The following is a 14,816-nucleotide window of genomic DNA, read 5'->3' on the forward strand; positions in this document are numbered from 1 at the left end:
GCAAGTCCCTTCAGGAGTCCCGCAGATCGCGTGTCAGCAACCGGGCCAGGTGGTCGACGACCGGTGGGTCGAGCAGTGACAGATGATGGCCCGGCAGCGGGACCACGGTCAGGTCGGTGCAGTGCGCGTCCCAGCCGAGCGTCGCGTCCTCGCGCTCGTAGCGGGGGTCCCGGACGGTGTGCGGGGCGGGTTCGCTCGCGCGGTAGAGCAGGGTGCGGCCCGCGTATCCGCCGGGACGGTGGCGTTCGCCGCTGCGCAGGTCCAGGTAGGAGCTCCGCTGGTGTTCCAGGACCGATTCCGGTAGCTCGACGGTGTCCCTGAGCACCTTGATGACGAGGTCGATCCTTGCGGTGTCGTCGAAGTCGTCGAGGTCGGCGAGTTCGTCGTACGGGAGGTCCAGTGCCGTGCCGTACGTGCGTTCCACGTAGGTGGCGAAGCCTTGGAAGTGGCGCAGGGCCTGCTCGGCCGGAGGGACGGTGGCGGGGAGGGGGAGGACGGAGTCCAGGAGGATGAGGGCGCGGACTGCGCCGTGGGGGGTGAGGAGTCCGGCCGCCTCCTGGGCCACCAGGCCGCCGTACGACCAGCCGCCGATCGTCCATGGGCCGTCGGGGCTCGTCTCCCGTATGCGTCGGGCGAACTCCGCGGCGCGGCCCGGTACGTCGCCTGGTTCCGCCTGTCTGTCGAACCCGTACAGCGGGCGGTCGGCTTCGAGGCTTGCTGCCAGGCGGGTGTAGACGGTGGCGTCGCCGCCTGCGGCGTGGGCGAGGAAGAGGGGGGTGGCTCCGCCGGTGGAGGGGTAGGTGCGCAGGGTTTTTGGGTGCGGGTGCGTTGTGGCTGGTCGCGCCGTTCCCCGCGCCCCGGGCGGGGCGGTTGGGTGCGGGTTCGTTGTGGCTGGTCGCGCCGTTCCCCGCGCCCCTGACGGGGCCTTTGGGCGCGGGTTCGTTGTGGTTGCTCGCGGCGTTCCCCGCGCCCCTGACGGGGCGGTTGGCTGCGGGTTCGTTGTGGCTGGTCGCGCCGTTCCCCGCGCCCCTGTCGGGGCGGTTGGGTGCGGGTTCGATGTGGTTGCTCGCGCCGTTCCCCGCGCCCCTGTCGGGGCGTTTGGGTGCGGGTTCGATGTGGTTGCTCGCGCCGTTCCTCGCGCCCCTGTCGGGGCGTTTGGGTGCGGGTTCGATGTGGTTGCTCGCGCCGTTCCCCGCGCCCCTGACGGGGCGGTTGTTCGTGGTTCTGGCGGGGTGGTCGTCAGTAGGTCCGTTACCACACTTAGCGTTGCCTGTTTCAGGAGCGTGGCTGGAGCCACGTCGATGTTGAACTCCTGTTGGATGGCTGTTCGTATGCGTACGGCCGTGAGGGAGTCCAGGCCCAGGGCTGTCAGGGGGGTGTCGGGATCCAGGTGATCGGGGGCGTAGCCCATCACCCCTGCCACGCACAGGCGGAGTCGGTCGAGCGGGGTCGCGGCGGGGCCCGGCGCGACCCGGCGCGGGGTCTCGGGCAGGGTCTCCTCGCCCGCCCAGAAGCGGCGGTGGCGCCAGCGGGGTGACGGGACGTCCACGATGCGGCCCCCGGGGGCCAGCCCCTCCCGCGGCCGGGTCACGCGCACGCCGTGGACGAGCAGCGTGGCCAGCGAGGTACGGAAGCCCACCGCGTCGTCGGTGCCGCGGCGCAGTGTGGGGACGACGAGCGCGTCCTCCGCCCCCGCGTCGTTCAGCGTCTCGGTGAGCGGATGCGACTGCGTGGCGTGCGGGGCGACTTCGACGAAGACCCGGTGTCCGTCCTCGGCCGCCGCCCGCACCGCCTGGGCGAAGCGGACGGGGTTGCGCAGGTTGGCCGCCCAGTACGCCGTGTCGCAGGGGACGGCCTTCCGGGGGTCGTCGAGCGCCGTGGAGTAGCGACGGCAGCGGGGGGACGAGGGCCGGAGTTCGCCCAGCTCCCTGGTGAACTCCGGTAGCAGTGGCTCGACTTCGGGCGAGTGTCCGGCCGCGGACACCCCCAGCGAGCGGGCGAAGCCGCCTGCCTCGGTCACCCGGGCGACCAGTCCCGCGACGTCCTCGGCCGATCCCGTGACCACGCTCTGGGTCGGCGAGGCGTGCACGGCCACCTGGAGGGTCCTGAACTCCTGCGCGGATATGGGGATTTCGGAGGCCGGGAGGTCCACCACGGCCATGGCTCCGCCCCTCAGACGGGCCAGTAGGCGGGAGCGTACGGCGACTGTGCGGGCGCCGGTCGCCGGGTCCAGTTCGCCGGACACGACCGCCGCCGCGATCTCGCCGAGCGAGTGGCCGATGACGGCTGCGGGTTCCAGACCGTACGAGCGCCACAGTTCGGCGAGGGCGACCTGGATGCCGTACAGGACGGGCATGACGGTGGCGGGGGTCGACAGGTCGGCGTCGGGGCGCAGTCCGGCCCGCAGGGAGAGGTCCGCGTGTTCGCGCAGGAGGGGTTCGAGGCGGTCGACGGCCGCCGCGAACACGGGCTCCGCCGCGAGGAGTCGGCTGCCCATGCCCGGCCACTGGGAGCCGTAGCCGGAGAAGACCCACACCACCGGTCCGGGTCCGCCGGGGGCTCCGTGGCCCGTGATCAGGTGGGGCGAGGGGGCGCCGTCGGCGAGGCTAGTGAGTGCGGTGACGGTCTCCGTGCGGTCGCGGGTGACGAGGGCCGCGCGGTGCCGGCCGCGGCCGGTGCGGCCCGCGAGGGTACGGGCGAGGTCGGCGTCGCGGACGCGTCGGCTGCCGGGGGTGTCGAGCCAGGCGGCCAGCTCGCCGGCGTACGCGCGCACTCGGTCGGTGGTCGGGCCGTCGAGCAGGAGCAGCGCGGGCCGCTCGGGCCGCCCGGGTCGCTCGGCGGTCCCGGCCGCGGGCGGCCTCGTACGGGTGGGGCGGTGTTCGGTGAGAACGGCGTGGGCGTTCGTGCCGCCGAAGCCGAAGGCCGAGACGCCCGCGGTGGCGGTGCCCGAGTAGCGGGGCCAGGGTTCGGGCGAGGTGACCACGCGCAGCCCGAGCGCGTCGAGGTCGGCGTGCGGGCCCGGCCGGGTGAAGTGCAGCTGGCCGGGGATCTCGCCGTGGTGCAGGGCCAGGACCGTCTTGACCAGGCCCGCGATACCGGCGGCGGCCTCCAGATGGCCGAGGTTGGTCTTGGCGGAACCGATGAGGAGGGGCTGTTCCGGGGCGCGGTCACGGCCGAGGACGGCACCGAGGGCGCTCGCCTCGATCGGGTCGCCGAGGGCGGTGCCGGTGCCGTGGGCCTCCACATAGTCGACGCTCGCCGGAGCGGTGTGCGCCTCGGTGAGGAGGGCGCGCTGGGCCTCGGCGTTGGGGGCCGTGAGCCCGTTGGAGCGGCCGTCGGAGTTGACGGCGGTCGCGCGGATCACCGCCAGGACGCGGTCGCCGTCGCGTTCGGCGTCCGTGAGCCGCTTCAGGACGACGACCCCGCAGCCCTCGCCGCGTACGATCCCGTCGGCGGCGGCGTCGAAGGCCTTGCAGCGGCCGTCCGGCGCGAGGGCGCCCGCGCGCTGGAAGCCGAGGGTGACGGCGGGGGTCAGGAGCAGGTTCGCTCCGGCGGCCAGTGCCGTGTCGCTCTCGCCCGACGTCAGACTGCGTACGGCGTGGTGCACGGCGACCAGCGACGACGAGCACGCCGTGTCGACGGACAGGCTGGGACCGCGCAGGTCGAGCGCGTACGACAGGCGGCCCGCGGCGACGCTGAGGGCGGCGCCGGTGGCCGTCCAGGCGTCCACGGCACGGGGGTCGGCGGTCGTGAGGTGCGCGTACTCGTTGCCGCTGATGCCCACGAAGACACCGGTACGGGTGCCCGCGAGCGCGTCGGCGGAGAGGCAGGCGTGGTCGAGGGCCTCGCGGGTGACCTCCAGGAGCATGCGGTGCTGGGGGTCCATGGCGGTGGCCTCGTGCGCCGGGATGCCGAAGAACTCGGCGTCGAAACCGGCGACGGCGTCGAGCCCGCCGAGGAAGGCACCGTGCCGGATCACCTCGTCCGGCAGCTGGGCCGGGTCCGGTACGAAGGGGTCCCAGCGGCCCTCGGGAAGCGTGCCGACGGCGTCCTGACCCCGGGTGAGGAGCCGCCAGTAGGCGTCGGCGGAGGTGACACCGCCGGGGAAGCGGCAGCCCACGCCGACGACGGCGACCCCGGGGACTGCGAAGGGAGCAGGTGCTGGGGCGGGGTCGGGGGTCGTCGTCGGTTCGTCCTCGGCCAGGTACTTCGCCAGCGCTTCGATCGTCGGCGCGTCCCACAGCAGTGTGTCCGGCAGCCGCCGGCCCGCCAGTTCGCCCAGCGCGGCCGTCAGGGCCAGCGCGTCGCGCGAGGTCAGACCGGCCTCGGCCAGTGGCCGGTCGTCGGTCAACTCGCCCGGCGGCAGCCCGTACCAGCCGTGCAGCCGTTCGGCGACCAGCGCGCGGACCGCCGTGCGCGACGCGCTCATCGGGGCCCGAACCCGCCGTCGAGGAACCGTGTCCGCGTGGCCGCGCGGGACACCTTCCCGCTGCTCGTGCGCGGGACGGAGCCGGGTGGTACGAGCAGCAGTGCGCCCAGGCGCAGCCCGTGCCGGGCCGAGACGGCGGCGCGTACGGCGCGTTCGGCGGCGCTGCTGTCCTCCGCCGTCGGGTCGGCGTCCCGCCGGTGCTCGGCGACCACCACGAGTTCCTCGCCCACGGCATCGGGCCGGGTCACTCCGAAGGCGGCGAGATGGTCCCGGCGGACCAGGGGGACGACCGACTGCACGGTCTCCTCGATGTCCTGGGGGTAGTGGTTGCGCCCGTCCACGACGAGTACGTCCTTGAGGCGGCCGGTGACGAGCAACTGCCCCTCGTGCAGGGCGCCGAGGTCGCCCGTCCGCAGCCAGTCCTCCCCCGCGCCGAAGCCGAAGGTCTCGGCCGTGAGTCCGGCCTGCTTCCAGTAGCCGAGGCCGATGTTGGGTCCGCGCAGCTGAATCTCTCCGACGTGCCCGGCCGGCAGTACGCCGCCGTCGGCGCCGGCGATCCGCAGCTCCTGCCCGACCGGGGTGCCGCACGCGACCAGCACGGTCGACTCCGTGTGTCCGTCGTCCGCCGTCGTCACCTCGATCCGCCCCGCCGCGAGGGCGTCGGCCCGGCAGGCGACGGCCGAGAGGGGTTCGTCCACGGGGCTCGCGGTCACGAAGACGGTGGCCTCCGCGAGGCCGTACGCCGGGCAGTGCGCCGTGGGGGCGAGGCCCGCCGGCGCGAAGGCCCTGCGGAAGCGTTCCACCGTGCCGGCCCGTACCGGTTCGCTGCCGTTGATGAGCACCCGTACGCGGTCCAGGCGGAGTTCGTCGACGTCCTCGGGGGCCGTGCGGGCCACGCAGTAGTCGTACGCGAAGTTCGGGGCCGCGCTGATCGTGCCCTCGTACGAGCCGAGGAGGCGCAGCCAGCGGGCGGGGTCGCGGAGGAAGTCGGCGGGGTCCATGAGGACGGACGGGAAGCCGCCCACGACGGGCGCGGCGATGCTGAGGACGAGTCCCATGTCGTGGAAGAGCGGCAGCCAGCCGACCGTCGTGCTCGTGCGGGGGTCGGCGACGAACGCGTCCAGTGCCTGGCGGGCGTTGGCGACGACGTTGGCGTGGCTGATCATCACGCCGGCCGGGCTGCGGGTGGAGCCGGACGTGTACTGGAGGTAGGCGATGTCGTCGGGCAGCGGCCTCGGTTCCGGACTCGCTTCCGGGCCACCTTCCGGACTCGACTGCGGCTTCGGCTCCCGGCTCAGCCTGGGGCTCACCCCCGGGCTCGGCTCCCGGCTCGGCTCCGGTCGGCCGCCGTCGCCGTACGCGCCGAACCCGTTGCGCCGGAGCGGGAGTTGGTCGACGGGGATCACCGGGACCTCCGGGAGCCTGCGGTCCCGTACGAAGTCGCGGATCGCGGGGGTCGCGGTGGAGTCGGTGAGCAGACAGGCCGGTTCGCAGTCGGCGAGGACGGCCGCCAGTCTGCCTTCGTGGCCCGGGAGTTCGGGTCCGAAGAGGGGTACGGCGATGACGCCCGCGTACAGGCAGCCGAGGAATCCGGCGACGTAGTCCAGGCCCTGGGGCAGGACGAGGGCGGCCCGTTCGCCGGGGGACGCGACGGTGGCGAGGCGGGCCGCCACCGCTCTGGCCCGGGCGTCCAGGGCCCGCCAGCCGAGGGTGCGGTGCAGACCGCCCGAGGAGCTGTCGGGAAAGGCGACATGGCTGAAGGCGCGCTGCTGCGGACGGTGTTCGGCCCAGTGCCTCAGATGGCCCGTGAGGGAATGGTCCGTGAGGGAGGCGTCGTCGGCGGGCCCGGCGGAGTTCGTGGGGGCTCCGGAGGTCATGGCGGCTCCAACTGGGTCGGCGGCGGAGCTGATCGGGACGGCGGGCGGTGCCCGGTGGGGCGGGCACCGCCCGCGAACGGACACCGGTCCGGCGTGGGCACCGGCTTGGAGCGGTGACCCAGGTTCCGCCTGTGGGCCACCGGTGGGTTAGAGGACGTGCTGACAGTTCGACTCGCGCGTTCTGTCAGTTCCCTGACAAAAACGCGGTGCCGGTTCCACGCCGTGGGCCAGAGCACGGACACCCTGGCCCCGCCGACAATCCGTGCGGACGAACCGTGCGACGGCGGAAGGAGCGGCTGGTGGGACGTGCACGGCTGCTGGCGCTGTTCTCCCTGCTCACCCTGACCGGCTTCATCACGACGCTCGACAACACGGTCATCAATGTCGCCCTGCCGACCGTGCAGCGCGAACTGGGCCTGACGGTCCCGGACCTGGAGTGGGTGGCCGCCGGCTATGTACTCAGTTTCGGCGCACTGCTGCTGCCCGGCGGCCGGCTGACCGATCTGTGCGGACGCAGGCCCGTGCTGGCCGCCGGGATCGTCGTCTTCACCGCCTCCTCTGCGGCGTGCGCCCTCGCGGACAGCGGGGGCGCGCTGATAGCGGCCCGTACGGTGCAGGGAGTCGGGGCCGCCCTGGTCATTCCGGCCTCGCTCGCGGTCATCGCGGTGGACCTGCCCGCGCGGCTGCGTTCGACGGCCGTGGGTCTGTGGACGGCGGCGCTGGCCGTGGCGCTGGCGCTGGGGCCCGTGGTGGGCGGCTTCGTCACCGAACGGTGGGGCTGGGGCTGGGTGTTCGCGCTGAACGTCCCCTTCGGTGTGCTCGCCCTGCTGCTGATGCCGGCCGTGCCCGCCAGGTCCGCGCCCCGCCGCAGCGGTCTGGACGTGCCCGGCGTCCTGCTGTCCGTACTCGCGCTCTATCTGCTCACGTACGCACTCGTGCGCGGCCAGGAACACGGGTTCACCGCCGCGCCCGTGCCGCAGTGCCTGGCCGTCTCGGCGGTCGCCGTCTGCGCGTTCGTCCTCGTGGAGACCAGGACCGCGCGGCCCCTCGTCGAACTGCGGCTGCTGCGCGACCGGTTCCTCACCGGCGGGATTCTCGCGCAGGTGCTGTGGGGCGTCGGCGTCAACGGGGTGTTCTTCTTCACCGCCCTGTACCTCCAGCGGGTGCTCGGCTTCTCCCCCACCGAGGCGGGGCTGGCCTTTCTGCCGCTGGCGGGCGCGCTGCTGCTCGGGACGCCGGTGGCCGGGCGGGCGGCCCGCGCTCTGGGCGCCCATGTGTCGATCGCGGGCGGGCTCGGTCTGGTCTCGGTCGGACTGCTGTACGTCTCCGGCGTGGGCGCGGGGGCCGGGTACTGGGATCTGCAACCGGGGCTGCTGCTGATCGGCTGGGGGTCCGCGCTCACCACTCCCCTGACGGTTCGGTCCCTGCTGCGGGTCCCGCAGGACGGGATGGGGATGGCGACGGGCCTGGTGAGCGCGGCGCGCGAGGTCTCCGGGGTGTTCGGGGTGGTCCTGGTGGGTGTGGTCCTCACCCGGCGCGAGCGGGCCGGACTGCGGTCAGGGGCCGATCCGCGCGACGCCTTCCTGGAGGGCTACGACCTGGGGCTGCGGATCGCGGCGTGCTGTGTGCTGGCGGGCGCGCTGGTCACGTTGCTGACGCTGCGCCGCCGCGGCCGTCATCGACGTCCACGGCGGGTCGTGGCGCGCTCCAGGACTCCCCTGGTCATGAAGTGACGAACCCGCGGTTGTCGTGAAGTGACAAGTCCCGGGTGCGTCTCTGTCAGCCCGCGATGAAGCTGGGCGGAAAGCACGCGGGTAACGTCGATGTGCCCCACTTCCCGTGTGCGGAAGGAGCCGCCGCGTGAACGGATTCCGCATACCGGCGAGTGAGGCCGGGATGACGGCCTTGACCGCCACCGCCACTGCCACTGCCACCACCAGCGCCGCCACCGTCGCCGAAGCGGTGGACGGCCCGTTCAAGTCGTTCCCCTCGGGCCTGCACGACCAGCTCAGACCGTTCTTCGCCGACATCACCGAAGAGGTCGTACGGGCGATCAGGACCGAGATCCCGGAATACGCGCGGCCGACGGACGACACGTACATGCAGGTCGTGCACCAAGGGGTGGAGCACGCCCTGCAGGGGTTCCTGCAGCGGATGGCCGAGCCCGACAGCGACGGGGAGCCGGTGCGGGCGACGTATCAGCGCATCGGCCGGGGCGAGGCGGACGAGGGGCGCAGTCTCGACGCGTTCCAGTCGGCCCTGCGCCTCGGCGCGCGGGTGGCCTGGCGCCGCATCAACGCCCTGGTCGACGCCGATCTGCTGCCGCGTCATGTGCTGGCCGCGTTCGGGGAGGCGCTGTTCCTGCACCTCGACGAGATGGCGGCCGCGACGACGACCGGGTACACGGAGGCGCGGCTGCACGCGGCAGGCGAGCTGCGGCAGCGGCGTACGCGGCTGATCGACCTGCTGATCGTGGATCCGCCCGCGTCGGTCGCGGCGATCACGGAGCTGGCGCGCACCGCGCAGTGGCCGGTGCCGCGCTCGCTGGCGGTGGTCGTCATCGACCGAGGGGCACGGGTTGCGGGGCCGCCGCCCATCGTGGCGCCGGAGTTCCTGGCACGGTTCGACGTGCAGCCCGCCGTGCTGGTGGTCCCCGACCCCGAGGGCCCCGGGCGGGCGCGTTCCGTCGCGGGGGCACTGCAGGGGTTGCGGGCCGCCATGGGCCCCAACGTCGCCCTCCAGGAGGGCGCGAGGTCGCTGCGGTGGGCCACCGAGGCGCTGGACCTGGCCCGGCGGGGCGTGCTCCCCGACACGCAGATGGTGCGCTGCCGGGACCATCTGGCCACGCTGCTGCTGTTCCGCGACGAGGCCCTGGTGGACGCGATGGCCGACCGGCATCTGCGTCCGCTGGACGGCGTGCGGCTGCCGCAGCGGGAGCGCCTCGCGGAGACGCTGCTCAGCTGGCTGCAGTGCGGGCACAACGCGAGCGAGGTCGCCGCGCGGCTGGCCGTCCACCCGCAGACGGTCCGCTATCGCATGCGCCAGCTGGACGAACTGTTCGGCGACCGGCTCCACGACCCGACGGCCCAGTTCGAAATGCAACTGGCCCTGCGCGCACAGAACTTACGACGGGCCGCGCGTACGCGGTGACGTTCAGGGGTGAGTGCGGCGGACTCCGGGGACTTCCTGGACAGCTGTCCATGTACAGTGGACACCTGTCCAGAAAACATGGACATCTGTCCAGGATGTTCAGACCCCCTGAAGGAGCCCACCCCCATGCAGACGCTCGCGAATGTGCTGGTCGGCCTTGTCGCCGTTCTGCACGTGTACATCCTCGTTCTGGAGATGTTCCTGTGGGAGCGGAAGCCGGGGCGTGGGCTGCACGGGTTCGATGCGGAGATGGCTCGGGCCACCGCGCCACTCGCCGCCAACCAGGGGCTCTACAACGGGTTTCTCGCGGCCGGGCTCATCTGGGGGCTGATCGCCGACGACCCGACGGGCTTCGCCGCCCAGGTCTTCTTCCTGGCGTGCGTGGTCGTCGCGGGCCTGTACGGGGCGGCCACCGCCAACCGGCGCATCCTGTTCGCACAGGCCCTGCCCGGCGCACTCGCCCTCGCCGCCGTCCTCGTCGCCCGGTGACCTCCGACCCCCGGGCCGAACGCACACGGGCCAAGCTGCGCCGGGCCCTCCTCGACGAGTGCGCCCTGCGGCCGCTCACCGAGGTCGGCGTCGCGTCGCTGGTGCGCGCGGCCGGGGTCGGGCGGGCCACGTTCTATCTGCACTACGCCGACCTGGAGGCGCTGGCCGTCGACGCCTGCGCCGACGTCGTACGCGACGCCGTGGACGCGCTGCACGCGTGGCGGGGCAGGCCCGATCCCAGGGCGGCGCCGGACGCTCTGCTCGGATTCTTCGCGGGGCTGCCGGCGCACGCGCCGTTGTATCGCGCACTGTTGGCACCGGGGGGTGGGGGGCCGCTGGGGCGCGTCCTCCATCAGGACCTGCGCGCCCGCAGCCTCGCCGAACGCGAACTCGCCGGTGCGCCGCAGGCACCGCTCGTCGCCTCCGCGGTCGCCGCGGCCTTCGCGGGCGTCCTCGCGGACTGGCTCCACGGCCTCGTGGAGGGCTCCCCGGAGGAGATCGCACACAAGGTATGGCGGCTGCTTGTCGCGCTGCACGCGGTGCGGTGGGAGGGGGCGGGTGACGGATGAGATTCGCCTGCGGCTCCGGTGGGGGCCGTTCGCGCAGTTCCCCGTGCCCCTTTTGGGGGCGCGGGGAACTGCGCACCGGGGGTCCGGGGGCGGAGCCCCCAAGGCGGTGACGGGGAGCCGGACCGGGCAGCACAGGCACTTCCAGGGGCGCGGGGAACTGCGCAGCGGGGGCCCGGGGGCGGAGCCCCCGAGGTGGTGACGCGAGGCACGGCCGGTCCGCGCGGGCGTCAAGGCCGGCGGCCCGTCTGGAACGTGCGGCGGTACGCCTGCGGCGACACCCCGATCGCCGCATGCAGATGCTGCCGCAGCGACGTACCCGTCGCGAACCCCACCTCACCCGCGACCTGATCCACCGCCAGATCGCTGGTTTCGAGCAACTGCCGCGCCCGTACGACCCGTTGCTGGATGAGCCAGCGCCCCGGACTCATCCCGACCTCGTCGTTGAAGCGGCGCGCGAACGTACGCAGACTCATCCGCGCATGGTCGGCCAGCTCGGTCAGGGTCAGCGGCTCACCGAGCCGTTCCAGCGCCCAGTGCCGGGTCGCCGCCGTGCTCGTCGCCGTCGGTCCGGGCACCGGCTGCTCGATGTACTGCGCCTGGCCGCCGTCACGCCAGGGCGGCACCACGCAGGACCGCGCCACCCGGTTGGCCAGCTCACTGCCGTGGTCCTTGCGCACCAGGTGCAGGCAGACGTCCACCCCGGACGCGGCCCCCGCCGAGGTGAGCAGGGAACCCTCGTCCACGAACAGCACATCGGCGTCGAGGTCCACCTCCGGGAACATCTGCCGGAACAGCCCGGCCAGCTGCCAGTGCGTGGTCGCCCGGCGCCCGACCAGCATGCCGGCCGCGGCCAGCACGAAGGCGCCCGTGCAGATGGAGACGATCCGGGTGCCGGGGCGGATGGCCCGGAGCGCGTCGGCCACCGCCTCGGGAAGGTCGGTACTCAGGTCGGTCAGCACGAAGGGCGGGATCACCACGGTGTCGGCCGTACGCAGCACTTCGGGCCCGTGCTCGACGGTGATCGAGAAGTCCGCGTTGCTGCGGACCGGCCGCCCGTCCACCGTGCAGGTCAGCACCTCGTACCGGCCCTCGGCGGAGCCGAACACCCGGTTCGGGATGCCGAGTTCGAAGGGGTAGACCCCGTCGAGGGCGAGCACGACGACTCGCTCCACCTGTCCCTCGTACCCCTGGCGGTCGGGGCGTGCGGAGTCCGTCGGCCGCTCCTCGTGCACGGGGCGCCCCCCGCAGTACGTCTGCGCCTGTGTCTGCATCTGCGTCCCTGTCCGCTGCATGGCACGATCTTATCGAACAATGGCAATCATGCCATTTCCTCGGTCTCCGAAGCCGGGCAGGCTGAGACGCATGAGCACTGCGAACACGATGCGCGCGATCAGTCAGGACGTCCTCGGCGGTCCCGAGGTCCTCAAGGAAGTGGAACGGGAGATCCCTCGGCCGGGTCCCAGCGAAGTACTGGTCAGGGTGCACGCGGCGGGCCTGAACCCGACCGACTGGAAGCATCGGGCGAACGGCAACTTCCTCGGCGAGCCACCGTTCGTCCTCGGCTGGGACGTCTCCGGGGTCGTCGAGGCCGTCGGTCTCGGCGTCACCATCCACCGGCCGGGCGACGAGGTCTTCGGCATGCTGCCCTACCCGTACGGCGTAGGGGCGCACGCCGAATACGTCACCGCGCCGGCGCGGGCCTTCGCCTGCAAGCCGGCCGAGGTCGACCACACACAGGCGGGAGCCGTTCCCCTCGCCGCGCTGACCGCCTGGCAGGCACTGGTCGACACGGCGGACGTCCAGCCGGGGCAGCGGGTGCTGATCCACGCCGCGGCCGGCGGGGTGGGGCACCTGGCCGTCCAGATCGCCAAGGAGCGGGGCGCGTACGTGATCGGTACGGCCAGCTCGGGCAAGCACGAGTTCCTGCGCGGACTGGGCGCCGACGAGCTCGTCGACTACCGGGAGACCGATTTCGCCGAGGCCGTGCGTGACGTCGACGTCGTCCTGGACACGGTCGGGGGCGACTACCGTTCGCGTTCACTGCGGACGCTGCGCCCGGGCGGGCTGCTGGTGTCGATCCTGCCGTCGGGGTCCCCGGAGCTCGCCGAGGAGGCGGCGGGGCTCGGTGTGCGGGCGGTGGAGATGCTCGTGGAGGCCGACCAGGCGGGGATGAGCGCCATCGCCGGGCTCGTCGCCGCGGGGACGCTGCGCGCCACGGTCGCGGAGGTCTTCCCGTTGGCCGAGGCGGCGAAGGCGCACGCGCTGGGCGATACCGGGCGGACGGTGGGCAAGCTCGTACTCCAGGTGCGGTAGTTCTTCCGGTAGCTCTTCGCAGGGCCCCGCGACATCATCGATGATGTCGCGGGGCCTTCCTGGTGACCCGGGCCCCCCTGCGGCGACGTGACCTGCGGGCCGACCCGTCCGGCCGCGCGATGGCCCGCGTCCGCAGGGCGCTGTCCGCGCACCCGGGGGCGCACCGCGGGGCGCACCGCGGGGCGCATTGAACGTGCGGCACGTCTCCTAAATGACAGACATATGTCAATCGAACATGCTGAAATTCCCTCTAACGAGGGTAACTTGCAGGGTGAGGGACGGTGGAGCGGTCTCAAGCTGCGCCACGTCGGCTCTATGCTCACGGAACGACGTCACCCTGGTCCCCGGTGACCCTGTTGGAGGTGATGTCGTCGTGTGCAGCAAACCCGGGCCGCACTCCCCGCACCTGCGCGTGCACCAAGAGCGCGGACACACCGTGCTGGAATTCCACGGCGAGATCGACATCCTCGCCGCGCTGGACATCATTCCGGCGCTGGACGCGGCGACGGGACTCCCGGCCGCCCGGGTCGTCCTCGACCTGCGGCACATCGAGTTCTTCGACTGCTCCGGCCTGCGTCTGCTGTACCGGGCCCGCCGCCGGGTCCTCGCCCAGGGCGGCAAGGTGCACCTGGTCTGCACCCATCCGCTGACCCTGCGCATCCTGCGCGTGACCGAGCTGGCGAAGGTCATGCCGCCGCTGTCGAGCATGGACGAGGCCCTGGGGCGCCCGGAGGCCGCCTCGGAGTACTCGTAGAGCCCGGAGTTCTCCCGAGCAGTACGCCTCCCGGCTACTTCAGGATCTTGGTGACCTGGCCCGCGCCGACGGTCCGCCCGCCCTCCCTGATCGCGAACTTCAGCCCCTCCTCCATCGCGATCGGCTGGATCAGCTGGACGTGCATGGTCGTGTTGTCGCCCGGCATGACCATCTCGGTGCCCTTGGGCAGGGTGACGACTCCCGTGACGTCCGTCGTACGGAAGTAGAACTGCGGCCGGTAGTTGTGGAAGAAGGGCGTGTGCCGGCCGCCCTCGTCCTTCGACAGGATGTACGCCCTCGCCTCGAACTCGGCGTGCGGCGTGACCGAACCCGGCCTGATGACGACCTGCCCGCGTTCGACCTCCTCGCTTCACGCCCCGCAGGAGCAGCCCGACGTTCTCCCCGGCCCGGCCCTCGTCGAGCAGCTTGCGGAACATCTCGACGCCCGTGACCGTCGTCTTCGTCTTCTCCTCGTGGATGCCGATGATCTCGACCTCCTGGTTGATCTTCAGCACTCCGCGTTCGATGCGGCCGGTGACGACCGTGCCGCGGCCCGTGATGGTGAAGACGTCCTCGATCGGCATCAGGAAGGGCCGGTCCACGTCCCGTACCGGCTCGGGCACGAACTCGTCGACGGCGGCGAGGAGTTCGAGCACGGACGCGGTCCACTGCTCGTCGCCCTCCAGGGCCTTGAGCGCGGAGACCCGCACGACCGGGACGTCGTCGCCCGGGAACTCGTACTCCGTGAGCAGGTCGCGCACCTCAAGCTCGACCAGTTCGAGGATCTCCTCGTCGTCGACCATGTCCGTCTTGTTCAGGGCGACGACGATGTACGGGACGCCGACCTGCCGTGCCAGCAGGACGTGTTCCTTGGTCTGCGGCATCGGCCCGTCGGTCGCGGCGACCACGAGGATCGCGCCGTCCATCTGCGCCGCTCCCGTGATCATGTTCTTGATGTAGTCGGCGTGTCCCGGGCAGTCGACGTGCGCGTAGTGCCGCCGCTCCGTCTGGTACTCGACGTGCGCGATGGAGATCGTGATGCCGCGCTGCCGCTCCTCGGGCGCCTTGTCGATCTGCTCGAACGGCGTGTACGGGTTGAGGTCGGGGAACCTGTCGTGCAAGACCTTCGTCACGGCCGCCGTGAGGGTCGTCTTGCCGTGGTCGATGTGACCGATGGTGCCGATGTTGACGTGCGGCTTGGTCCGCTCGAACTTCGCCTTGACCACTGCGAGCCC

9 protein-coding genes and 1 pseudogene are annotated in these 14,816 nt (G+C 72.5%); 6 read left to right on the plus strand and 4 right to left on the minus strand.

Going from position 1 to position 14,816, the window contains the following annotated elements; genetic code table 11:
- Positions 1-10: 10 nt before the first annotated feature.
- Together ACZ60E_RS39470 and ACZ60E_RS39475 are read right to left on the minus strand one after the other, a co-directional pair.
- The gene (locus ACZ60E_RS39470; RefSeq protein ID WP_469446908.1) at positions 11-4,429 is read right to left on the minus strand and encodes a beta-ketoacyl synthase N-terminal-like domain-containing protein; all 4,419 of its coding nucleotides are present in this window, start codon (positions 4,427-4,429) and stop codon (positions 11-13) included.
- Positions 4,426-6,306, minus strand: a complete 1,881-nt coding sequence (locus ACZ60E_RS39475) for an AMP-binding protein (protein ID WP_469446910.1) — start codon at positions 6,304-6,306, stop codon at positions 4,426-4,428. Before ACZ60E_RS39475 ends, ACZ60E_RS39470 begins: the two co-directional genes overlap by 4 nt.
- A gap of 299 nt (positions 6,307-6,605) precedes the next feature.
- On the opposite strand from ACZ60E_RS39475, the gene ACZ60E_RS39480 reads away from it, so the two are divergent.
- From ACZ60E_RS39480 to ACZ60E_RS39495, 4 genes are all read left to right on the plus strand, one after another.
- Positions 6,606-8,039, plus strand: coding sequence for an MFS transporter (locus ACZ60E_RS39480; protein ID WP_469446911.1), 1,434 nt, complete (start codon positions 6,606-6,608; stop codon positions 8,037-8,039).
- 127 nt (positions 8,040-8,166) lie between these two features.
- Positions 8,167-9,456 carry a PucR family transcriptional regulator gene (locus ACZ60E_RS39485; protein ID WP_469446912.1) on the plus strand — a complete coding sequence of 430 codons (1,290 nt, stop codon included), beginning with the start codon at positions 8,167-8,169 and terminating at the stop codon, positions 9,454-9,456.
- Between the two features lie 126 nt (positions 9,457-9,582).
- Positions 9,583-9,945 carry a DUF1304 domain-containing protein gene (locus tag ACZ60E_RS39490; RefSeq protein WP_469446914.1) on the plus strand — a complete coding sequence of 121 codons (363 nt, stop codon included), beginning with the start codon at positions 9,583-9,585 and terminating at the stop codon, positions 9,943-9,945.
- The gene (locus tag ACZ60E_RS39495) at positions 9,942-10,514 is read left to right on the plus strand and encodes a TetR/AcrR family transcriptional regulator (protein WP_469446915.1); all 573 of its coding nucleotides are present in this window, start codon (positions 9,942-9,944) and stop codon (positions 10,512-10,514) included. The genes ACZ60E_RS39490 and ACZ60E_RS39495 overlap by 4 nt, the downstream gene beginning before the upstream one ends.
- Before the next feature lie 227 nt (positions 10,515-10,741).
- Here ACZ60E_RS39495 and ACZ60E_RS39500 read toward each other — a convergent pair whose 3' ends face one another.
- The gene (locus ACZ60E_RS39500) at positions 10,742-11,806 is read right to left on the minus strand and encodes a GlxA family transcriptional regulator (protein WP_469446916.1); all 1,065 of its coding nucleotides are present in this window, start codon (positions 11,804-11,806) and stop codon (positions 10,742-10,744) included.
- A gap of 70 nt (positions 11,807-11,876) precedes the next feature.
- Here ACZ60E_RS39500 and ACZ60E_RS39505 point away from each other — a divergent pair, with 70 nt between their 5' ends.
- Together ACZ60E_RS39505 and ACZ60E_RS39510 are read left to right on the plus strand one after the other, a co-directional pair.
- A complete protein-coding gene (locus ACZ60E_RS39505; protein ID WP_469446918.1) occupies positions 11,877-12,827 on the plus strand; it encodes an NADP-dependent oxidoreductase in 951 nt (316 codons plus the stop codon).
- Between the two features lie 373 nt (positions 12,828-13,200).
- Positions 13,201-13,581, plus strand: a complete 381-nt coding sequence (locus ACZ60E_RS39510) for an STAS domain-containing protein (protein WP_453794994.1) — start codon at positions 13,201-13,203, stop codon at positions 13,579-13,581.
- A gap of 34 nt (positions 13,582-13,615) precedes the next feature.
- On the opposite strand, the pseudogene tuf reads toward ACZ60E_RS39510, so the two are convergent.
- A pseudogene (gene tuf / locus ACZ60E_RS39515) lies at positions 13,616-14,807 on the minus strand (elongation factor Tu).
- Positions 14,808-14,816 lie beyond the last annotated feature (9 nt).

It is taken from the genome of Streptomyces sp. NPDC102514 (genome assembly GCF_055584525.1).